Source organism: Pseudomonas sp. Emmai, from assembly GCF_055179735.1.
Window position 1 is genome coordinate 2,396,787 of record NZ_CM143685.1, and the last position, 18,206, is coordinate 2,414,992.

The following is an 18,206-nucleotide window of genomic DNA, read 5'->3' on the forward strand; positions in this document are numbered from 1 at the left end:
CGCTCCTACGGGAATGGTGATGTTCGCAAGATCACCGTAAACCTGTAGGAGCAAGGCTTGCCCGCGAAGGCCACACCTCGGTCTAGAGCGAAGCCAACTCCGCCGGCTCAGCCTCGACAGCCTTCGCCGCTTTCAACTGTCGCATCTGCTCACACCCCCACAACACCCGCTCCGGGGTCGCCGGCGCATCGATCTTCGGTTGATGCTTGTAGTCGCCCAGACTGGCGACGGCGTCCTTGATCGCACACCACGAGGCGATGCCGAGCATGAACGGCGGCTCGCCCACAGCCTTGGAATGGAACACCGTGTCTTCAGGGTTCTTGCGGTTCTCCACCAGCTTCACCCGCAGGTCCAGCGGCATGTCAGCCACGGCCGGGATCTTGTAGCTCGCCGGGCCGTTGGTCATCAGTTTGCCTTTGTTGTTCCACACCAGTTCTTCCATGGTCAGCCACCCCATGCCCTGGATGAAACCGCCCTCGACCTGGCCGATGTCGATGGCCGGGTTCAGCGAGGCGCCGACGTCGTGCAGGATGTCGGTGCGCAGCATTTTGTATTCGCCGGTCAGGGTGTCGACGATCACCTCGCAGCACGCCGCGCCGAAGGCGTAGTAGTAGAACGGACGCCCCCGGGCCTGGCTGCGGTCGTAGAAGATTTTCGGGGTCTTGTAGAACCCGGTACTCGACAACGACACCTGGGCGAAATACGCCTGCTGGATCAGCGCTTCGAAGGTCAGGATGTGATCGCGAACCCGCACGTGGCCGTTGTGGAATTCCACGTCTTCTTCGCTGACCTTGTACTGGCGGGCAGCGAATTCGACCAGGCGTTTCTTGATGATTTCAGCGGCGTTCTGTGCGGCTTTACCGTTGAGGTCGGCACCGCTGGAGGCGGCGGTCGGCGAGGTGTTCGGCACCTTGTCGGTGTTGGTCGCGGTGATCTGCACGCGGTCCATTTCCACCTGGAACACTTCGGCCACGACCTGCGCGACTTTGGTGTTCAAACCCTGGCCCATTTCGGTGCCACCGTGGTTCAAATGGATGCTGCCGTCGGTGTAGACGTGCACCAGCGCACCGGCCTGGTTGAGGAAACTCGCAGTGAAGGAAATACCGAATTTCACCGGGGTCAGCGCCAGGCCTTTTTTCAGGATCGGGCTGTTGGCGTTGTAGCGACGGATCGCTTCGCGGCGCTCGGCGTACTGGCTGCTTTCTTCCAGTTCGGCGGTCATCTCTTCGAGCATGTTGTGCTCGACGGTCTGGTAGTAATGGGTGACGTTGCGCTCGGTCTTGCCGTAGTAGTTGGCCTTGCGCACCGACAGCGGATCGAGGCCCAGATGCCGGGCAATCGCGTCCATCACTTCTTCGATGGCAACCATGCCTTGCGGGCCGCCGAAGCCACGGTAAGCGGTGTTCGACGCGGTGTTGGTCTTGCAGCGATGACCGTTGATGGTCGCATCGCCCAGGTAATAAGAGTTGTCTGCGTGGAACATCGCACGGTCGACAATCGACGCCGACAAGTCCGGCGAGCAGCCGCAGTTGCCGGCCAGTTCCAGGGCGATGCCGTGCAGGCGACCGGTGCTGTCGAAGCCGACGTCGTACTCGACGTAGAACGGGTGACGCTTGCCGGTCATCAACATGTCTTCGACCCGCGGCAGGCGCATCTTGGTCGGCTGGCCGGTGAGGTGCGCGATCACTGCGCACAGGCACGCCGGGCTCGCGGCCTGGGTTTCCTTGCCGCCAAAACCACCGCCCATGCGGCGCATGTCGACGACGATTTTGTTCATCGACACGTCCAGTACTTCGGCGACCAGTTTCTGCACTTCGGTCGGGTTCTGGGTCGAGCAGTAGACGATCATCCCGCCGTCTTCAGTCGGCATCACCGACGAGATCTGGGTTTCGAGGTAGAAGTGTTCCTGGCCGCCGATGTGCAGCGTGCCCTGGATGCGATGTTCAGCACTGGCCAACGCGCCGGCCGAATCACCGCGTTGGTGAGTGTGGCTGTCGAGCACGAAGTGGCGCTTTCTTAACGCTTCAACCACGTCCAGAACCGGTTCCAGATCTTCGTATTCGATGATCGCGGCCATCGCGGCTTTGCGTGCGGTTTCCAGGTCTTTGGCCGCGACGGCAATCACCGGTTGGCCAACGAATTCCACCGTGTCGATGGCCAGCAATGGATCTCCCGGCAGCAACGGCCCGATGTCTTTCAGGCCCGGCACATCTTCGTGGGTGATGGCGATGCGCACGCCTTCAAAGGCGTAGCAGGGCTTCGTATCAATGCTGATGATTTTCGCGTGGGCGCGGTCCGACAGGCGTGCATACACGTGCAGCTGATTCGGAAATTCCAGGCGGTCATCGATGTACTGCGCTTCACCGGACACATGCTTGGCGGCGCTGTCGTGCTTGACGCTGCGGCCGACACCGGTGGTCAGGTCCTTGGCGAACAGTTCAGCCAGTTCGGTTTGGGTCTTCTCTACAGCGTGATGATTAGACATAAGCGGTCACCCGAGTCTCGATGTGCGGTGTTTGCAGTTCTATGAAGTATTTGCGCAGCAGGTTTTGCGCGCTGAGCAGGCGGTATTCCTTGCTGGCGCGGAAGTCCGAGAGCGGCGTGAAATCTTCGGCCAGGGCGGCGCAGGCACGTTCGACCGTGGCAGGGTTGAACGGCGCACCGAGCAGGACGGTTTCGCAGTTTTTTGCGCGTTTCGGGATGGCCGCCATGCCGCCGAACGCGACGCGGGCGTCGGCGATAACACCGTTGTCGATGCGCAGATTGAACGCGGCGCAGACAGCGGAAATGTCATCGTCCAGGCGCTTGGAGACCTTATAGGCGCGGAACAGTTGTTCGGCACTGGCCCGGGGCACAATGATCTTCTCGATGAACTCGCTTTCCTGACGCGCAGTGACCCGGTAATCAATGAAGTAATCTTCCAGCGCCATCGTGCGGCGGGTCTCGCCTTTGCACAAAACGATCTGCGCGCCCAGGGCAATCAGCAGCGGTGGCGAGTCACCGATCGGCGAGGCGTTGCCGATGTTGCCGCCCAGGGTGCCCTGGTTGCGGATCTGCAACGAGGCGAAGCGTTGCAGCAATTCGCCGAAGTCCGGGTATTCGCTTTTCAGCGCGTCGTAGCAATCGGAGAGGGCAGTCGCGGCGCCGATTTCCAGGCGATCGTCGAAGCGTTCGATGCGCTTCATCTCGGCGACGTTGCCGACGTAGATCATCACCGGCAGGGTGCGGTGGAACTGCGTGACTTCCAGCGCCAGATCCGTACCGCCGGCCAGCAGCCGGGCCTGTGGATAAGCGTCGTAGAGGTCGGCCAGATCGGCGACGGTCAGCGGCACCAGACAGCGTTTGTCGCCACTGTTGAGTTCGCCGATGTCGGTGGGGGCGATGGCTTTGAGGCGGGCGATGGTGTCGGCCTCGCGCGCGTCGAACTGGTCCGGTTGCTTGCCGCAGCAGGATTGTTCGGCGGCTTGCAGGATTGGCCGATAGCCGGTGCAACGGCAAAGGTTGCCGGCCAGCGCTTCGTGGGCTTTATGGGCGTTCGGCTCGTCGCTGTTCTTTTGCAGGGCGAACAACGACATCACGAAGCCGGGGGTGCAGAAGCCGCATTGCGAGCCGTGGCACTCGACCATGGCTTTTTGCACGCTGTGCAATTCGCCCTGGTGCTTGAGGTCTTCGACGCTGATCAGTTGTTTGCCGTGCAGTGACGAAACAAACGTCAGGCATGAGTTGAGGCTGCGATAGCGAATGTGTTCGCGGCCGTCGTCATCCGTCTGCAATTCGCCGACCACCACGGTGCATGCGCCGCAGTCACCGCTGGCGCAGCCTTCTTTGGTGCCGGGTTTGCCCACATGGTCGCGCAAGTAATTGAGCACGGTCAGGTTCGGGTCCAGGGCGTGCTCGCTACGGAGTTCCTGGTTTAGTAAAAACTGGATCACGGAAGGCCTCGCAGACTCATTATTGTTGTTAACCGATTTGAACCGAATTTATCAGGTCTGACTTTTCGGTCAATGATTTTCTGACTTAAAGGTCAGGAAAAACCGTTTTGTCGATCAACAGCGCGTTTCAACAGTATTGACCCTCACGCGCCAGCCTGCTTTTTGCTTAATTCGTGCCAAAAACCGCCGGGTGGGCACTCCGCCATGACGTACCAATTGCGCTACACTGCGCCGCTTGTGCAGATCGAAGAGTTTGAAGGACAACCATGACGTTCAAGGCGCCGGACAGCCTCGCCGAGCAAATTGCTCACCACCTCGCCGAACGCATCATTCGCGGCGAAATGAAGCCGGGAGAGCGCATCCAGGAACAGAAGGTCACGCTGGCCCTCAATGTCAGCCGCGGTTCAGTCCGTGAAGCCTTGCTGATCCTCGAGCGTCGCCACCTGATCGCGATCCTGCCGCGACGGGGCGCCCATGTCACCGAACTCACCGCGCACAAGGTCCAGAGCCTGTGCACGCTGATGAGCGAACTCTATATCTTGCTCGGCAACGCCGTGGCCAACGGCTGGCAAGTCCAGGCCGACCTCGCGCCGTTCGTGCAGATCCAGCAGCGCCTGGCCGCCAGTTACGAGCGCCAGGACATCCGCACCTTTGTCGACGACAGCTTCAGCGTGATGCGCGCTGCATACCCGTTCGCCAACAACCCGTACTTGCAGGAAACCGTCGAGAATCTGCAGCCGGCCATGAGCCGCGCGTATTTCCTCGCCCTGGAACAGCGCAAGGCCGAGATGAGCGAATTCCTGGAGCTGTTCGAGCGCCTGCTCGCCGCCGTGATCGCCCGTGACTATCCGCAGATTCGCGAAGTGCTGACGGCGTATGCCCAGCGTAGCTGCGATCTGGTGGTTTCCGCCCTGACGGTCGCTTAAGCGTGCGGCTCAAGTGCATCAAACTGGCGGGGTTCAAATCCTTCGTCGACCCGACCACGGTGAACTTCCCCAGTAACATGGCGGCGGTGGTCGGGCCCAATGGTTGCGGCAAGTCGAACATCATCGATGCCGTGCGTTGGGTGATGGGCGAGAGCTCGGCCAAGAACTTGCGCGGCGAGTCGATGACCGACGTCATCTTCAACGGCTCCACCAGCCGCAAACCGGTGAGCCAGGCGAGCATCGAACTGGTCTTCGACAACTCCGACGGCACCCTGGTCGGCGAATACGCCGCCTATGCGGAAATCTCGATTCGCCGCAAAGTGACCCGCGACAGCCAGAACAGTTACTTCCTCAACGGCACCAAATGCCGTCGTCGTGACATCACCGACATCTTCCTCGGCACCGGCCTGGGCCCGCGCAGCTACTCGATCATCGAGCAGGGCATGATCTCCAAGCTGATCGAAGCCAAGCCCGAAGACCTGCGTAACTTTATTGAAGAAGCAGCGGGGATCTCCAAGTACAAGGAGCGCCGGCGCGAGACTGAAAACCGCATCCGCCGTACCCACGAAAACCTCGCCCGCCTGACCGACCTGCGCGACGAGCTTGAGCGTCAACTTGAGCGCCTGCATCGCCAGGCCGAGTCGGCGAAGAAGTATCAGGAATATAAAGGCGAAGAACGTCAGCTCAAGGCGCAACTGTCGGCCCTGCGCTGGCAGGCGTTGAACGAGCAGGTGGGTCAGCGCGAAGCGATCATCGGCACCCAGGAAATTACTTTCGAAGCCTTGGTCGCCGAACAGCGCAACGCCGATGCGGCGATTGAACGCCTGCGCGATGGTCACCATGACCTCTCCGAGCGCTTCAATCTGGTGCAGGGGCGCTTCTATTCGGTCGGCGGCGACATCGCCCGGGTCGAGCAGAGCATTCAGCACGGCCAGCAGCGTTTGCGCCAGTTGCAGGATGATCTGAAAGAAGCCGAGCGCGCGCGCCTGGAAACCGAGTCGCACCTGGGCCACGACCGCACCTTGCTGCTGACCCTCGGCGAAGAGCTGGACCAGCTCACGCCGGAACAGGAAGTCACCAGCGCCGCCGCCGAAGAAGCCGCCGCCGCGCTGGAAGAATCCGAAACCACCATGCACGGCTGGCAGGAGCAGTGGGACACCTTCAACCTCACGGCCGCCGAGCCCCGTCGTCAATCCGAAGTGCAGCAGTCGCGGATCCAGCAGCTGGAAACCAGCATGGAGCGTCTGGCCGATCGGCAGAAGCGTCTGGGCGAGGAGCGCGCGTTGCTCTCGGCGGACCCGGAAGATGCGGCGATCATGGAACTCAGCGAGCAGCTCGCTGAATCCGAAGCGACGCTTGAGGATTTGCAGACCAGTGAACAGGCTCAGGTCGAACGGCTTGAACAACTGCGTCAAGAATTGCAGCACGCGCTGACGGCGCAGCAACAGGCCCAGGGTGATTTGCAGCGTCTGAACGGACGTCTGGCGTCCCTTGAAGCCTTGCAGCAAGCCGCGCTCGATCCGGGCACCGGCACCGCCGAATGGCTACGTGAACAGAATCTGGCGGATCGTCCGCGCCTGGCCGAAGGCCTGAAGGTTGAAGCGGGTTGGGAGCTGGCGGTGGAAACCGTGCTCGGCGCCGACCTGCAAGCTGTGCTGGTGGATGACTTCGGCGATTTCGATCTGGCCGGGTTTGCCCAGGGCGATTTGCGTTTGCTCAGCCCCGCCAGTGATGGCGTGCGCGTGGCGGGCAGCTTGCTCGATAAAGTCGAGGCGCAGATTGATCTGTCGCCATGGCTGGGGCAGGTCAAACCGGTCGAAAGTCTCGAACAAGCCTTGGCTTTACGCGGTCAATTGGCGCCCGGCGAAAGCCTGATCAGCCGCGACGGTTACTGGGTCGGCCGGCACTTTCTACGGGTGCGTCGCGCCAGCGAAGCGGAAAGTGGTGTACTCGCCCGTGGCCAGGAAATCCAGCAACTGGGCCTTGAGCGCGAAGAGCGCGAAGCCACGGTCGAAACACTGGAAACCGAACTGCAAAACCTGCGGGCGCAGCAGCGTCAGCAGGAGAACGGTCGCGAACATTTGCGCCGTTTGCTGCAAGACGAAGCCCGTCAGCAAGGCGAATTGAAAGCCCAGTTGTCCGCCGGTAAAGCCAAGGCTGAACAACTGACCCTGCGCCGTACCCGTCTCGATGAAGAACTCACCGAGCTGGGCGAGCAGCGCGCGCTGGAACACGAAAACATCGGCGAAGCGCGCCTGCAATTGCAGGAAGCCCTCGATGCCATGGCGCTGGATACCGAGCAGCGGGAGTTGCTGCTGGCCCAGCGTGACAGCCTGCGCGAACGTCTTGATCGGGTGCGCCAGGAAGCCCGGCAGCATAAGGATCACGCCCATCAATTGGCGGTGCGCCTGGGTTCGCTCAAGGCGCAGCACGATTCCACGCGTCAGGCGTTGGAGCGGTTGGAGATGCAGTCCGAACGCCTGACCGAGAAGCGCGAGCAACTCAGTCTGAATCTGGAGGAGGGCGAGGCACCGCTGGAAGAACTGCGCCTGAAACTCGAAGAGTTGCTCGACAAGCGCATGACCGTCGACGAAGAACTCAAGACCGCGCAAATGGCCATGGAAGATGCCGACCGTGAATTGCGTGACGCCGAGAAGCGTCGTAATCAGGCCGAGCAGCAATCGCAATTGATCCGCGGCCAACTCGAACACCAGCGCATGGAATGGCAAGCCCTGACCGTGCGCCGCAAAACCCTGGAAGATCAGTTGCTGGAGGACGGCTACGACCTCCACGGCGTGATCGCAACCCTGGTGGCCGAGGCCAACGAGAAAGAGGCCGAGGAAGAGCTGGAGCGCATCGCCGCGCGCATTGCGCGTCTGGGCGCGATCAACTTGGCGGCCATCGACGAATACACGCAACAATCCGAGCGTAAACGTTATCTGGATGCGCAGAACGACGATCTGGTGGAGGCGCTGGACACGTTGGAAAACGTGATTCGCAAGATCGACAAGGAAACCCGCAACCGCTTCAAAGATACCTTTGATCAGATCAATGCCGGAATTCAGGCACTTTTCCCAAAAGTTTTCGGTGGAGGCAGCGCGTATTTGGAACTGACGGGCGAAGATCTACTCGATACAGGGGTAACGATCATGGCGCGGCCGCCAGGAAAGAAGAACAGCACCATCCATTTGCTCTCCGGTGGTGAAAAAGCCCTGACCGCATTGGCCCTGGTTTTTGCGATCTTCAAGTTGAACCCGGCGCCGTTCTGCATGCTTGATGAAGTGGACGCGCCACTGGATGACGCTAACGTTGGACGCTACGCACGGCTGGTCAAAGAGATGTCGCAGACGGTGCAGTTCATCTACATCACCCACAACAAGATCGCCATGGAAATGGCCGATCAACTGATGGGGGTGACGATGCACGAACCGGGTTGCTCACGCTTGGTGGCAGTGGATGTCGAGGAGGCGATGGCGATGGTGGAGGCCTAGCGGCCAGCCGCAAGTTGCAAGCTTTAAGCTGCAAGTTGACACGGCTTGCCCCTTGGAGCTTAAAGCTTGTAGCTGCGAAGGCTTTGGTCGTGCTAGTTTAATGTCAATTTTTCGTATACGTGGGCAAAACGCCTGTCAGAACATAGAGTTGGCGCCACGTTTTAAAGCGGTTTGCACAGTGTAAACCCCTTATTTTTCAGCATTTTTTATAGAGGCACGGGATTACATGGAAATCGGTCTGCGCGAGTGGCTGATCGTCATCGGCATTATTGTCATTGCCGGTATTCTTTTCGACGGCTGGCGTCGCATGCGCGGCGGCAAGGGAAAACTTAAATTCCGTCTTGACCGAAGTCTGTCCAACCTGCCGGACGAGGACACCAGCGCCGAGCTGTTGGGCCCGCCTCGGGTGCTGGATACCCATAAAGAGCCGCAACTGGACGAGCACGATCTGCCGTCGGTGAGCATGCCGGCCCGGGAGCCCCGTGAGTCGGGTTCCAAGCGCGGCAAGCGTGGCCATAACGAACCGTCCCAGGGCGACATGAACCTCAGCCTGGACCTGGACGGCGGCCCGAGCTTCAGCAGCCGTGACGACGACTTCCCGGATGACACCAAGTCCTCGCCTTCGGTCAGTGACAAGGAACAACCGCAAGCCGAAGAAGTGCTGGTGATCAGCGTGATCTGCCGCGACGCTGCCGGCTTCAAGGGCCCGGCGCTGTTGCAGAACATCCTGGAAAGCGGCCTGCGTTTCGGCGAGATGGATATTTTCCATCGCCACGAAAGCATGGCCGGCAACGGCGAAGTGCTGTTCTCCATGGCCAATGCGGTCAAGCCGGGCATTTTTGATCTGGACGACATCGACCATTTCAGCACCCCGGCGGTGAGCTTCTTCCTCGGACTGCCAGGCCCACGCCATCCGAAGCAAGCCTTCGACGTGATGGTGGCCGCGGCACGCAAGCTGTCCCAGGAACTGAACGGCGAACTGAAAGATGACCAGCGCAGCGTTTTGACCGCGCAGACCATCGAGCACTACCGTCAGCGCATCGTCGAGTTCGAGCGTCGCGCATTGACCCAAAAACGCTAAACCGGAAGGGTGGAACACATTTTGTGGCGAGGGAGCTTGCTCCCGCTGGGCTGCGAAGCAGCCCCAAAACCATCCGACGCGTTGCAGCGGTGCAGGATTTACGGCTGCTTCGCAGCCGAGCGGGAGCAAGCTCCCTCGCCACAGTGTCCATAGCGTTAAGCTACTGTATTTAGAAGATTGAGCAGCCTCGGCTGCTCTTTTGCTTTATGAGAGAACACCCATGACCGCCGCCAAAAACCGCATTCTAGAGCTGCGCGCTGAGCTGGATCAGCACAACTATCGTTATCACGTGATGGACGAGCCGAGCATTCCGGACGCCGAATACGACCGGTTGTTCCACGAGCTCAAAGCCCTCGAAGCCGCCAATCCCGAGCTGATCACCAGCGACTCGCCGACCCAGCGTGTCGGCAGCGCAGCGCTGTCGGCGTTTACCCAGGTGCGCCACGAGGTGCCGATGCTCAGCCTCGGCAATGCCTTCGAAGAAACCGACATGCGCGAGTTCGATCGCCGGGTGACCGAAGGCCTGGACCTGCCGGCCGGTGACCTGTTCGGTGGCGGCGCGGCGGTGGAATACAGCTGCGAACCCAAGCTCGATGGCCTGGCGGTCAGCCTGTTGTATCAGGACGGCGTGCTGGTGCGCGGCGCCACCCGCGGCGACGGTACTACCGGCGAAGACATCAGCGTCAACGTGCGCACTGTGCGTAACATCCCGCTCAAGCTGCACGGCACTGGCTGGCCGGCGACCCTTGAAGTGCGCGGCGAAGTGTTCATGTCCAAGGCCGGTTTCGAACGGCTTAACGCCACGCAACTGGAGGTCGGCGGCAAGACCTTCGCCAACCCGCGCAACGCCGCCGCCGGCAGCTTGCGTCAGCTGGATTCGAAGATCACCGCCAACCGCCCGCTGGAATTCTGCTGCTACGGCATCGGCCAGATTTCCGCTGATATTGCCGACACCCATATCGGCAATCTCAAGCAGCTGCAGGTCTGGGGCATGCCGATCAGCCATGAAATGAAACTGGCCCATGGCATCGATGAGTGCCTGGATTACTACCGCGATATCGGCGAGCGCCGTAATGCGCTGGGCTATGAAATCGATGGCGTGGTGTTCAAGGTCAACAGCATTGCCTCGCAACGTGAGCTGGGTTTCCGCGCGCGCGAGCCGCGTTGGGCGATTGCTCACAAATTCCCGGCAATGGAAGAACTCACCGAGTTGCTCGACGTGGAATTCCAGGTCGGCCGCACCGGTGCCGTTACGCCAGTGGCGCGCTTGAAACCGGTGAAGGTCGCGGGCGTGACCGTGGCCAATGCCACGTTGCACAACATGGATGAAGTCGCGCGTCTGGGCTTGATGATCGGCGATACGGTGATCATCCGCCGCGCCGGCGATGTGATCCCGCAAGTGGTGCAAGTGGTGCTTGAGCGCCGTCCGGAGAATGCGCGGCCGGTACAGATTCCCGAAAAATGCCCGGTGTGCGGCTCCCATGTCGAGCGCACGCAACTGGTCAAGCGCAGCAAGGGCCGCGAGACCGTCAGCGAAGGCGCGGTATATCGCTGCGTCGGTCGCCTGGCCTGCGGCGCGCAACTCAAGCAAGCGATCATCCACTTCGTGTCCCGTCGCGCCATGGACATCGAAGGCCTGGGCGACAAGAGCGTCGAGCAACTGGTCGACGAAGGCCTGGTGAGTTCACCGGCCGATCTGTATGCCCTGAAGTTCGAAGACATCGTCGACCTGGAAGGCTTCGCCGAGCTGTCGAGCAAGAAACTGCTCGGCGCCATCGAAGACAGCAAGCAGCCGAGCCTGGCCCGCTTCATCTACGCCCTCGGCATCCCTGATGTCGGCGAAGAGACGGCCAAGGTGCTGGCGCGCTCTCTGGGCTCGCTGGAGCGGGTTCAGCAGGCGTTGCCGCAAGTGCTGACGTACTTGCCGGATGTCGGGCTGGAAGTGGCTTATGAGATTCATAGCTTCTTTGAAGATGCGCATAACCAGCAGGTGATCGCCGAACTGCTCAAGCACGGTCTGCAGATTCAGGATCAGGGCGAGTTGGGCGCGGAGTTCTCCGCGAGCACCACCCTCGGCGGGTTCCTCGACAAATTGCACATCCCGTCGGTCGGGCCGGGCGGGGCGCAGAAGCTGGCGGACAAGTTTGGTTCGCTGGAAGGCGTGTTCGAAGCGGATTGGCTGGACATGCGTCAGGCATTACCGGAGAAACAGGCGAATTCGGTTCGCGAGTTTTTCGCAGTCGAAGACAATCGCCAGATCGCTCAAGCCGCCGAGAAGCAGTTGCGTGATTTTGGCATGCATTGGCTGAGCGAGAAGAAAGTCGTCGAAGGCCTGCCGCTGGCCGGACAAACCTGGGTGCTGACCGGATCGCTCGAACTGATGAGCCGCGATGTGGCCAAGGACAAGCTCGAAAGCCTGGGGGCCAAGGTGGCGGGTTCGGTGTCGGCCAAGACCCATTGCGTGGTCGCGGGGCCGGGGGCGGGTTCCAAGTTGGCCAAGGCCAATGAGCTGGGGTTGAAGGTGCTGGATGAAGAGGCGTTTGTCGGGTTCTTGAAGAAGCACGGTATTCCAATCTGACACCGGACCTGTGGCGAGGGAGCTTGCTCCCGCTGGAGCGCGAAGCGGTCCCCTCGATGCTGGCGCCTGCTGCGCAGTCGAACGGGGGCAAGCTCCTTCGCCACAGGTAAGCCTCTGCCCCCACAATTATGGGAACGATCGGCTAGCTGAAATGATCTAGTCTTGGCACCCCTCAGGGAGAGTTCGCCATGTACCGTTTCTTCGAACAGCTCAGTTCCCGCATCGCCGCGCCCTTCATCGGCGAGAGCTCGCGCAACAGCAAGGTCTGGCAGTGTCGCTGCGGGCAGTCGCTGTTCTTTCGCAACAGCCAGTGCCTGGCCTGCTCGGCGGCGCTGGGCTATCAGCCGGAGCAGAGTCGCTTGTCGTCGCTGCAACCCGGCCCGCAAGCGGATACCTGGCTGCTGGACGCCGATCCCGAGGCGGGTGTGTTTCGCCGCTGCGCCAATCTGGATTCCCCGGCCGCCTGCAACTGGCTGCTGTCGGCCAACGATCACGATGCGTTGTGCATCGCGTGCAGCCTGAACCACACCATCCCCGATCTATCGATCCCCGAAAACCCTGAACGCTGGCGAATGGTCGAGACGGCCAAGCGCCGCTTGGTCGCGCAACTGGTCAGCCTCGGTTTGCAGGTGATCCCGAAAACCGTGGACGAAGAAACCGGCCTGGCCTTCGATTTCATCGGCGTCGACCTCGACGGCAAACCGCCAACCACCGGCCACGCCAATGGCCTAATCACTCTGGATATCAAGGAAGCCGACGATGCTCACCGCGAGCAGGTGCGGGTGCAGATGCACGAACCGTATCGCACGCTGCTCGGGCACTTTCGTCACGAAGTCGGGCACTACTATTGGGATCGGTTGATCGCCAACAGTCATTGGCTGGAACCGTTTCGTGGTTTGTTCGGCGATGAACGCGCCAGCTACGCCGATGCGCTTGAGCGCCACTACCAACAAGGTGCGCCGCTGGACTGGCAGCAACATGCCGTCAGCGCCTACGCGACCATGCACCCCTGGGAAGACTGGGCTGAAACCTGGGCGCACTACCTGCACATGATGGACGCCGTGGACACCGCCCTGGGTTTTGGCATGAGCGCCCGGGAGATGGACTTCGATTACCAGCCATTCCCCTCCAGCACCCTCTACGACCCGCAGCATCCCGGTGGCGCGGCGTTCCTGTCGTTCGTCAATGCGTGGATAGAACTGGCCGGCATGCTTAACGAGTTATCGCGCAGCATGGGGCAGCCGGATTTTTATCCGTTCGTCCTGCCGCCAGCGGTGATCGCCAAACTGCACTTTATCCACCTGGTGATCCAGGAGGAGGGCGGCAAGGCGGATGAGGTGTTGGTGCAATAAGATCAAAAGATCGCAGCCTGCGGCAGCGCCTGCATGGATCCGTGTAGGTCCGCAGGCTGCGATCTTTTCGGGCGCACCGCATGTCCTTGAACCGACTCATATTTTTTAATCCATGTGAACGGTTGTAACTTCGTCTCAGATAGGTACAATGGCGCCGTTCGCCGTCAAGGTGAATGTCGTTATGGTGACTCCATCGGTCCCCCCGCAACGATTACCCGTGAACCTGGTCAGATCCGGAAGGAAGCAGCCACAGCGGGAACATTGTGTGCCGGGGTGTGGCTGGTGGGGTTGCCTCCATAACGCCAAGTCCTCCGATTCGAGGCTGGCGCGCGCAATACCCTTCGATACACCTCTTGTTCAAATCCTTTTATTGCTGATCGTCTGCTGCGCTGTCCTGTAGCGGTTTTGTCACGCCTGCCGTTTGTGCATCCCGCGCTGCCGGCGTCACCCGGCAGCCCAGAAGGACAATCGCTTTAAGCTTTGTTGCGGCTGAACAGCTTGCGCACAAAGCCAGCGATCACCACCAAACCTACGATCACAAACTTTTTCGCCGCCAGCAGGAAGATGCCGATCTTGGCAAACAACCCGGCCTTGGCCGCCAGGCCGCCACCCACCAGTGCCGCCAGGCCATAAGAGGCCAGTTTGTCGGTGCCAGGGCTGTAGTCGGTGTAGAGGTTGCCATCGGTGAAGTTGGTGAAAGCGATGACTTTCGGCAATTCCTGCTTGATCATCGGCAGGTCCGCCATGGCAGCGACCGCGTTCAATTCCAGGACGCCTTTGCGGCCCAGCACCCGAATGCTGTAGTTCAGCGTGCTGTCCTCGGCGTCGTCAGCTTTCAGTTCCCGGGCCCAGTACATTTTGTGGCTGGCTTCGTCGTAATGCGGTTGCTCGGCCCAGCCCAACAGGTGCAGACCGGCATAGCCTTGTTTCTGGCGCTCCTTGTTGTCTTCCTCGTCTTCTTCCTGCATTTGCTTGAGCAGGTCGGCGTAGTCGATTTTGGCCGCGTCTTCGTCGGAAATATGCCCGTCGTCCTTGTAGCTGACGATCACGCCCCAGCCGCTGGCGGTCAGTGGGTTAACGGCTTTTGGAATGATCATGCCCAACGTCTTGTGGCCGGGCGGGTTGCCCCAGCCTTCGGTCAGCAAGCGCTCGGTGTCTTTCGGATCGAGGTAGTAAAACTCGTCGTTGAGTTTCATCGTGGCGATGCCGGAGGGCAGGGTGATGGTGCCGTGCTGCTGCTTCAGGGTGGCGAGAAACTGTGCGGGGGTTTGCTCGACCTGTGCCGCTTCGACGGGGGCTGGCTGGGCAGCTTTGGCCGCTTGTGCGGGGTTGTGCAGTGCGCACAGCAGTGCAGCCATCAGGAATGGGCGGAGGTGTTTCATCGTAGTCCCTTACATTTTGAATTAATTTCGCGCAAGGATATCGGATGGCCATTATTGGCGCACGCTATTCGAGACGAATCCTGATGTCTGGATAAGTAAAAGGCAGGTCTGTCGTTATCGACATACCTGCCTTTTCTATTACTGGCACTAAGGCTTGGACAAGGCCTGGTCAACCGCTGCGATCAGCTTTCCCAGATCCTTCGGGGTGGCTTTATGTATGACGCTGAACAGGTACGCCCGCTGTTCGTCTTCATCGCCTAAATCTGCGAAAAACGCTTTCAGCTTCACGCCCAGCACATCGGCAAGCAGGAACAATGCTTCCACGCTGGGGGTATAGGTGCCGGTTTCGAAGCGGCTGATGGTTTTGGGGTCAAAACCGGTTTTTTCGCCGAGTTCAGCCTGAGTAAGCCCCGCGACCTTGCGATAGCGTCGGATGGCTGGACCCAAACTTGAAATTTGCATCGCTCAATTCCCATTTAGAATCAAGAACTTAACGATAGATTTTTGCATTAGACAACTGCATGATCCATCACCTTGCTTTGCAAAATGTGATGTATTTCGTAGAATCGCCGCTCAAAGGGGGCATTTGGTGACCTGCTTTCAGAAGTTGAGGCGATAGGGAACAGCCTGCATTGCGTTCCAATGTCGGCTGTGCGCAGAAGCCAAGCGTGGCTCGGATGCCCTGCAAAACGTTACCTGGGTCGCTGTTTCCAGCTTGTCCGAGGTCTTTTAGCCTAGTTGATCTTCTGCTGTCCCGGGGCCATCAACTGCTGTCCATGGAGTGATTACGTGTCTCTGCGCAGTCCGTCTCAAAACATCTCTTCCGGGCATTGTGCGCTGGTCGAGCGGTACCACCGCTAGCGACAACGAGCACCCCTCATGGACGAGAAATACCGCAGGGCCGTGGATGCCGCCGCCATCTTTTCCGAGACGGATCTGAGCGGCCGTATCACGTACGTCAATGACCAGTTCTGCACCATCTCCGGCTATAGCCGCGAGGAGCTGATCGGGCAGAACCATCGGCTGCTGAATTCCGGCCTGCACTCCGCCGAATTCTTCGCCGGCCTGTGGCGCACCATCGCCCTGGGCAGCGTCTGGAAAGGCGAGATCTGCAATCGGGCCAAGGATGGCAGCCTGTACTGGGTCGAGAGCACCATGGTGCCGGTGCTCAATGACGATACCGGGCGAGTTGACCGCTACTTGTCGATCCGCTTCGACATCAGCGAAAAACGCCAACTGCTGCATTCCCTGCAATGGCGAGTCGGGCATGACGTGCTCACGGGCCTGCCCAATCGCGCATTCCTCTCGGACCTGCTGGATCAGGCGCTGGAGTTCTCGCGCCAGGAAAACATCCCGCTGGCGGTGTGCATGCTCGACCTTGATGGCTTCAAGGCGGTCAACGATGGCTACGGTCACGCCAGCGGCGATCTGCTGTTGGTGGAAGTGGCCAAGCGATTGCGCACGATCGTGCGCGGTGAGGACGTGGTAGCGCGGCTGGCCGGTGATGAGTTCGTGCTGGTGCTGCGTTACGTGCGCGATCTACCGGAGTTGCGCGCGGCGTTGAATCGGGTGCTGGGTGCGATTTCCGCGCCGTACTCGTTGCATGGCAAGGACATCAACGTGTTCGCCAGCATCGGCGTCACCCTGTTTCCTTACGACAACGAAGATGCCGAAACCCTGTTGCGCCATGCCGATCAGGCCATGTACGTGGCCAAGCAGCGCGGGCGCAACCGTTTTCATCTGTTTGATGTCTCCCGCGATCAGGAAGTCAAAGCCACGCACCAGACGGTCGAGCGGGTTCGGCAGGCGCTGGCCGCCGGCGAGTTGCGCCTGCATTTTCAGCCCAAGGTGAACATGCGTCGTGGCGAGGTCGTCGGTTTCGAGGCGCTGTTGCGCTGGGAGCATCCGCAAAACGGCCTGGTGCTGCCGCGGGATTTCCTGCCGCTGGTGGAGGAGACGGACCTGATCATCGACATTGGTGAATGGGTGATGGATCAGGTCCTGGCGCAACTGCACCGTTGGCAGCAAGCGGGGCAGGGCTGGCCGATCAGCATTAATATTGCGGCAAGGCATTTCCAGCGGGCGGATTTCGTCGAGCGGCTCAGGCAGGTGCTCGCCCGGCATGCCCAGGTCGCCCCGCAATTGCTGGATCTGGAAATCGTCGAGTCGGTGGCCGTCGAGAATATCCAGCATGTCAGCGCCTGTTTGCAGGCTTGCCAAGCGCTCGGGGTGCAGTTTTCGCTGGGGGATTTCGGCACCGGTTATTCGTCCCTGAGCTACCTCAAGCGCTTGCGTACGCAAACCATCAAGATTGATAAATCCTTTGTCCGCGACATTCTTCACGACCGTGACGACCTGGCCCTGACCACCGCAGTGATCGGCCTGGCCCGGGCATTTGGCCGACAGGTGATTGCCGAGGGCCTGGAGAGTATCGAGCATGGTCTACTGTTGTTGCAGCTCGGCTGTGAAGTGGCCCAGGGCTATTTCATTGCCCGGCCGATGCCGCCTGCCGAGGTGCCGGATTGGGTCGCGGGGTTTGTTGCGCCGACGCAGTGGCAGACGCTGGATCAGGTGGGCTGACGCTCAAGGCGTTGCGGGCTCGTTGCCGATGTAGAGCCCGATAATGTCATCGATCTCCCCGGACATTTTCATTCGCAGCAGCGTGCGCAAAATCCGCTGCACCGGCACTTTCGGGTCGTTACGCACATAGCAGCCGACATTCTGTTCCTGCAGCACCGCCACGGCTTGCAGTTGCCGACCGGGCATCAGGCGCTGGTTGAACCAGTCCAGGGTCCATTGGTTGCTGACGGCGTAGCGCGAGCGTCCAGCCAGGAGTTTATTCAGCACCTGTTCCTGGTTACGCGCGTCTTCGCGTTGCAACTGGCCGGAGTCGAACAGCGGTTGCAGCGTCGGGTAAATGTAGCCCAGCACGGTGCCGATGGTTTCGTGTCGCAGATCCGCGGGGTTGATCAACGTGGGCGAGCCATTGCGACTGACCAGCAGGTCCCGTTGCAGAAACAGCGGAATGCTCCAGATATAGTCCCCGGACTGGTTCGGCAGCCACGTTTGCGCGGCATAACAGCGCACATCGACCTCGCCGTGCTCCATGGCGTTCTGCACCCGAGCCCGCGGCAACACATGAAACTCCGCCGGCACACCGACCTGGGTCGAGAGGCTGAGCATGACGTCATAAAGGATGCCCTGGGTTGGTCGACCCCGTTCCAGTTGCACCATCGGCATCGCCCAACTGTCGGCCATCACGTAGCGCACAGGCGCGTCAGCGGCTGTGACGTTCAGGCTGATTAACAACAATGCCCCCAAGGCCAACCGCATAAACGCTCCGGTACTGATCAATCCTGAACCGATAAATAGCCCCCCAAAATGCAGCTTAGCCAGATTAGACGAGCGCACCGGATGCAATTTCGGGCCTGCTCCGCTAGCATTAGCCGCTTCTGCTTCCCAGT

General features: G+C 60.3%; 11 protein-coding genes and 1 other RNA gene. 7 read left to right on the forward strand and 5 right to left on the reverse strand.

Annotation, left to right across the window (positions count from 1 at the left end; genetic code table 11):
• Positions 1–82: 82 nt before the first annotated feature.
• Positions 83–2,485 (reverse strand): xanthine dehydrogenase molybdopterin binding subunit, encoded by a 2,403-nt coding sequence (gene xdhB / locus ACY4LX_RS10910; protein ID WP_463259878.1) that lies wholly within the window; start codon positions 2,483–2,485, stop codon positions 83–85.
• The gene (xdhA, locus tag ACY4LX_RS10915; RefSeq protein ID WP_463259879.1) at positions 2,478–3,932 is read right to left on the reverse strand and encodes a xanthine dehydrogenase small subunit; all 1,455 of its coding nucleotides are present in this window, start codon (positions 3,930–3,932) and stop codon (positions 2,478–2,480) included. Before xdhA ends, xdhB begins: the two co-directional genes overlap by 8 nt.
• Before the next feature lie 266 nt (positions 3,933–4,198).
• On the opposite strand from xdhA, the gene ACY4LX_RS10920 reads away from it, so the two are divergent.
• The 6 genes from ACY4LX_RS10920 to ffs all read left to right on the forward strand — a co-directional run bounded on the left by ACY4LX_RS10920 (position 4,199) and on the right by ffs (position 13,648).
• Positions 4,199–4,858, forward strand: coding sequence for a GntR family transcriptional regulator (locus ACY4LX_RS10920; protein WP_149660560.1), 660 nt, complete (start codon positions 4,199–4,201; stop codon positions 4,856–4,858).
• Between the two features lie 2 nt (positions 4,859–4,860).
• Positions 4,861–8,349, forward strand: coding sequence for a chromosome segregation protein SMC (smc, locus tag ACY4LX_RS10925; RefSeq protein ID WP_463259880.1), 3,489 nt, complete (start codon positions 4,861–4,863; stop codon positions 8,347–8,349).
• 226 nt (positions 8,350–8,575) lie between these two features.
• On the forward strand, positions 8,576–9,430 hold the full coding sequence (gene zipA, locus ACY4LX_RS10930) for a cell division protein ZipA (protein WP_149660558.1): 855 nt from the start codon (positions 8,576–8,578) through the stop codon (positions 9,428–9,430).
• A gap of 220 nt (positions 9,431–9,650) precedes the next feature.
• Positions 9,651–12,008, forward strand: a complete 2,358-nt coding sequence (gene ligA / locus ACY4LX_RS10935; protein WP_463259881.1) for an NAD-dependent DNA ligase LigA — start codon at positions 9,651–9,653, stop codon at positions 12,006–12,008.
• 188 nt (positions 12,009–12,196) lie between these two features.
• Entirely contained in the window at positions 12,197–13,360 is a 1,164-nt protein-coding gene (locus tag ACY4LX_RS10940; RefSeq protein ID WP_463259882.1) for a zinc-binding metallopeptidase family protein, read from the forward strand.
• A gap of 191 nt (positions 13,361–13,551) precedes the next feature.
• Positions 13,552–13,648: signal recognition particle sRNA small type (gene ffs, locus ACY4LX_RS10945), an RNA gene on the forward strand.
• A gap of 185 nt (positions 13,649–13,833) precedes the next feature.
• Here ffs and ACY4LX_RS10950 read toward each other — a convergent pair.
• The gene (locus ACY4LX_RS10950) at positions 13,834–14,742 is read right to left on the reverse strand and encodes a DUF2167 domain-containing protein (protein WP_463259883.1); all 909 of its coding nucleotides are present in this window, start codon (positions 14,740–14,742) and stop codon (positions 13,834–13,836) included.
• A gap of 147 nt (positions 14,743–14,889) precedes the next feature.
• Complete coding sequence (locus tag ACY4LX_RS10955; RefSeq protein WP_007933342.1) at positions 14,890–15,204, reverse strand: helix-turn-helix domain-containing protein; 315 nt, start codon at positions 15,202–15,204, stop codon at positions 14,890–14,892.
• Positions 15,205–15,621: 417 nt separating this feature from the next.
• On the opposite strand from ACY4LX_RS10955, the gene ACY4LX_RS10960 reads away from it, so the two are divergent.
• A complete protein-coding gene (locus ACY4LX_RS10960; protein WP_149660554.1) occupies positions 15,622–17,322 on the forward strand; it encodes a putative bifunctional diguanylate cyclase/phosphodiesterase in 1,701 nt (566 codons plus the stop codon).
• A gap of 3 nt (positions 17,323–17,325) precedes the next feature.
• Here ACY4LX_RS10960 and ACY4LX_RS10965 read toward each other — a convergent pair whose 3' ends face one another.
• On the reverse strand, positions 17,326–18,075 hold the full coding sequence (locus tag ACY4LX_RS10965) for a substrate-binding periplasmic protein (protein ID WP_463259884.1): 750 nt from the start codon (positions 18,073–18,075) through the stop codon (positions 17,326–17,328).
• Between the last annotated feature and the right edge of the window lie 131 nt (positions 18,076–18,206).

Bases quoted from the DNA above. Each gene is read 5' to 3' on its own strand.
- xdhB (WP_463259878.1), bottom strand. From the start codon at position 2,485: ATGTCTAATCATCACGCTGTAGAGAAGACCCAAACCGAACTGGCTGAA.
- ACY4LX_RS10920 (WP_149660560.1), top strand. From the start codon at position 4,199: ATGACGTTCAAGGCGCCGGACAGCCTCGCCGAGCAAATTGCTCACCAC.
- zipA (WP_149660558.1), top strand. From the start codon at position 8,576: ATGGAAATCGGTCTGCGCGAGTGGCTGATCGTCATCGGCATTATTGTC.
- ligA (WP_463259881.1), top strand. From the start codon at position 9,651: ATGACCGCCGCCAAAAACCGCATTCTAGAGCTGCGCGCTGAGCTGGAT.
- ACY4LX_RS10940 (WP_463259882.1), top strand. From the start codon at position 12,197: ATGTACCGTTTCTTCGAACAGCTCAGTTCCCGCATCGCCGCGCCCTTC.
- ACY4LX_RS10950 (WP_463259883.1), bottom strand. From the start codon at position 14,742: ATGAAACACCTCCGCCCATTCCTGATGGCTGCACTGCTGTGCGCACTG.
- ACY4LX_RS10955 (WP_007933342.1), bottom strand. From the start codon at position 15,204: ATGCAAATTTCAAGTTTGGGTCCAGCCATCCGACGCTATCGCAAGGTC.
- ACY4LX_RS10960 (WP_149660554.1), top strand. From the start codon at position 15,622: ATGGACGAGAAATACCGCAGGGCCGTGGATGCCGCCGCCATCTTTTCC.
- ACY4LX_RS10965 (WP_463259884.1), bottom strand. From the start codon at position 18,075: ATGCGGTTGGCCTTGGGGGCATTGTTGTTAATCAGCCTGAACGTCACA.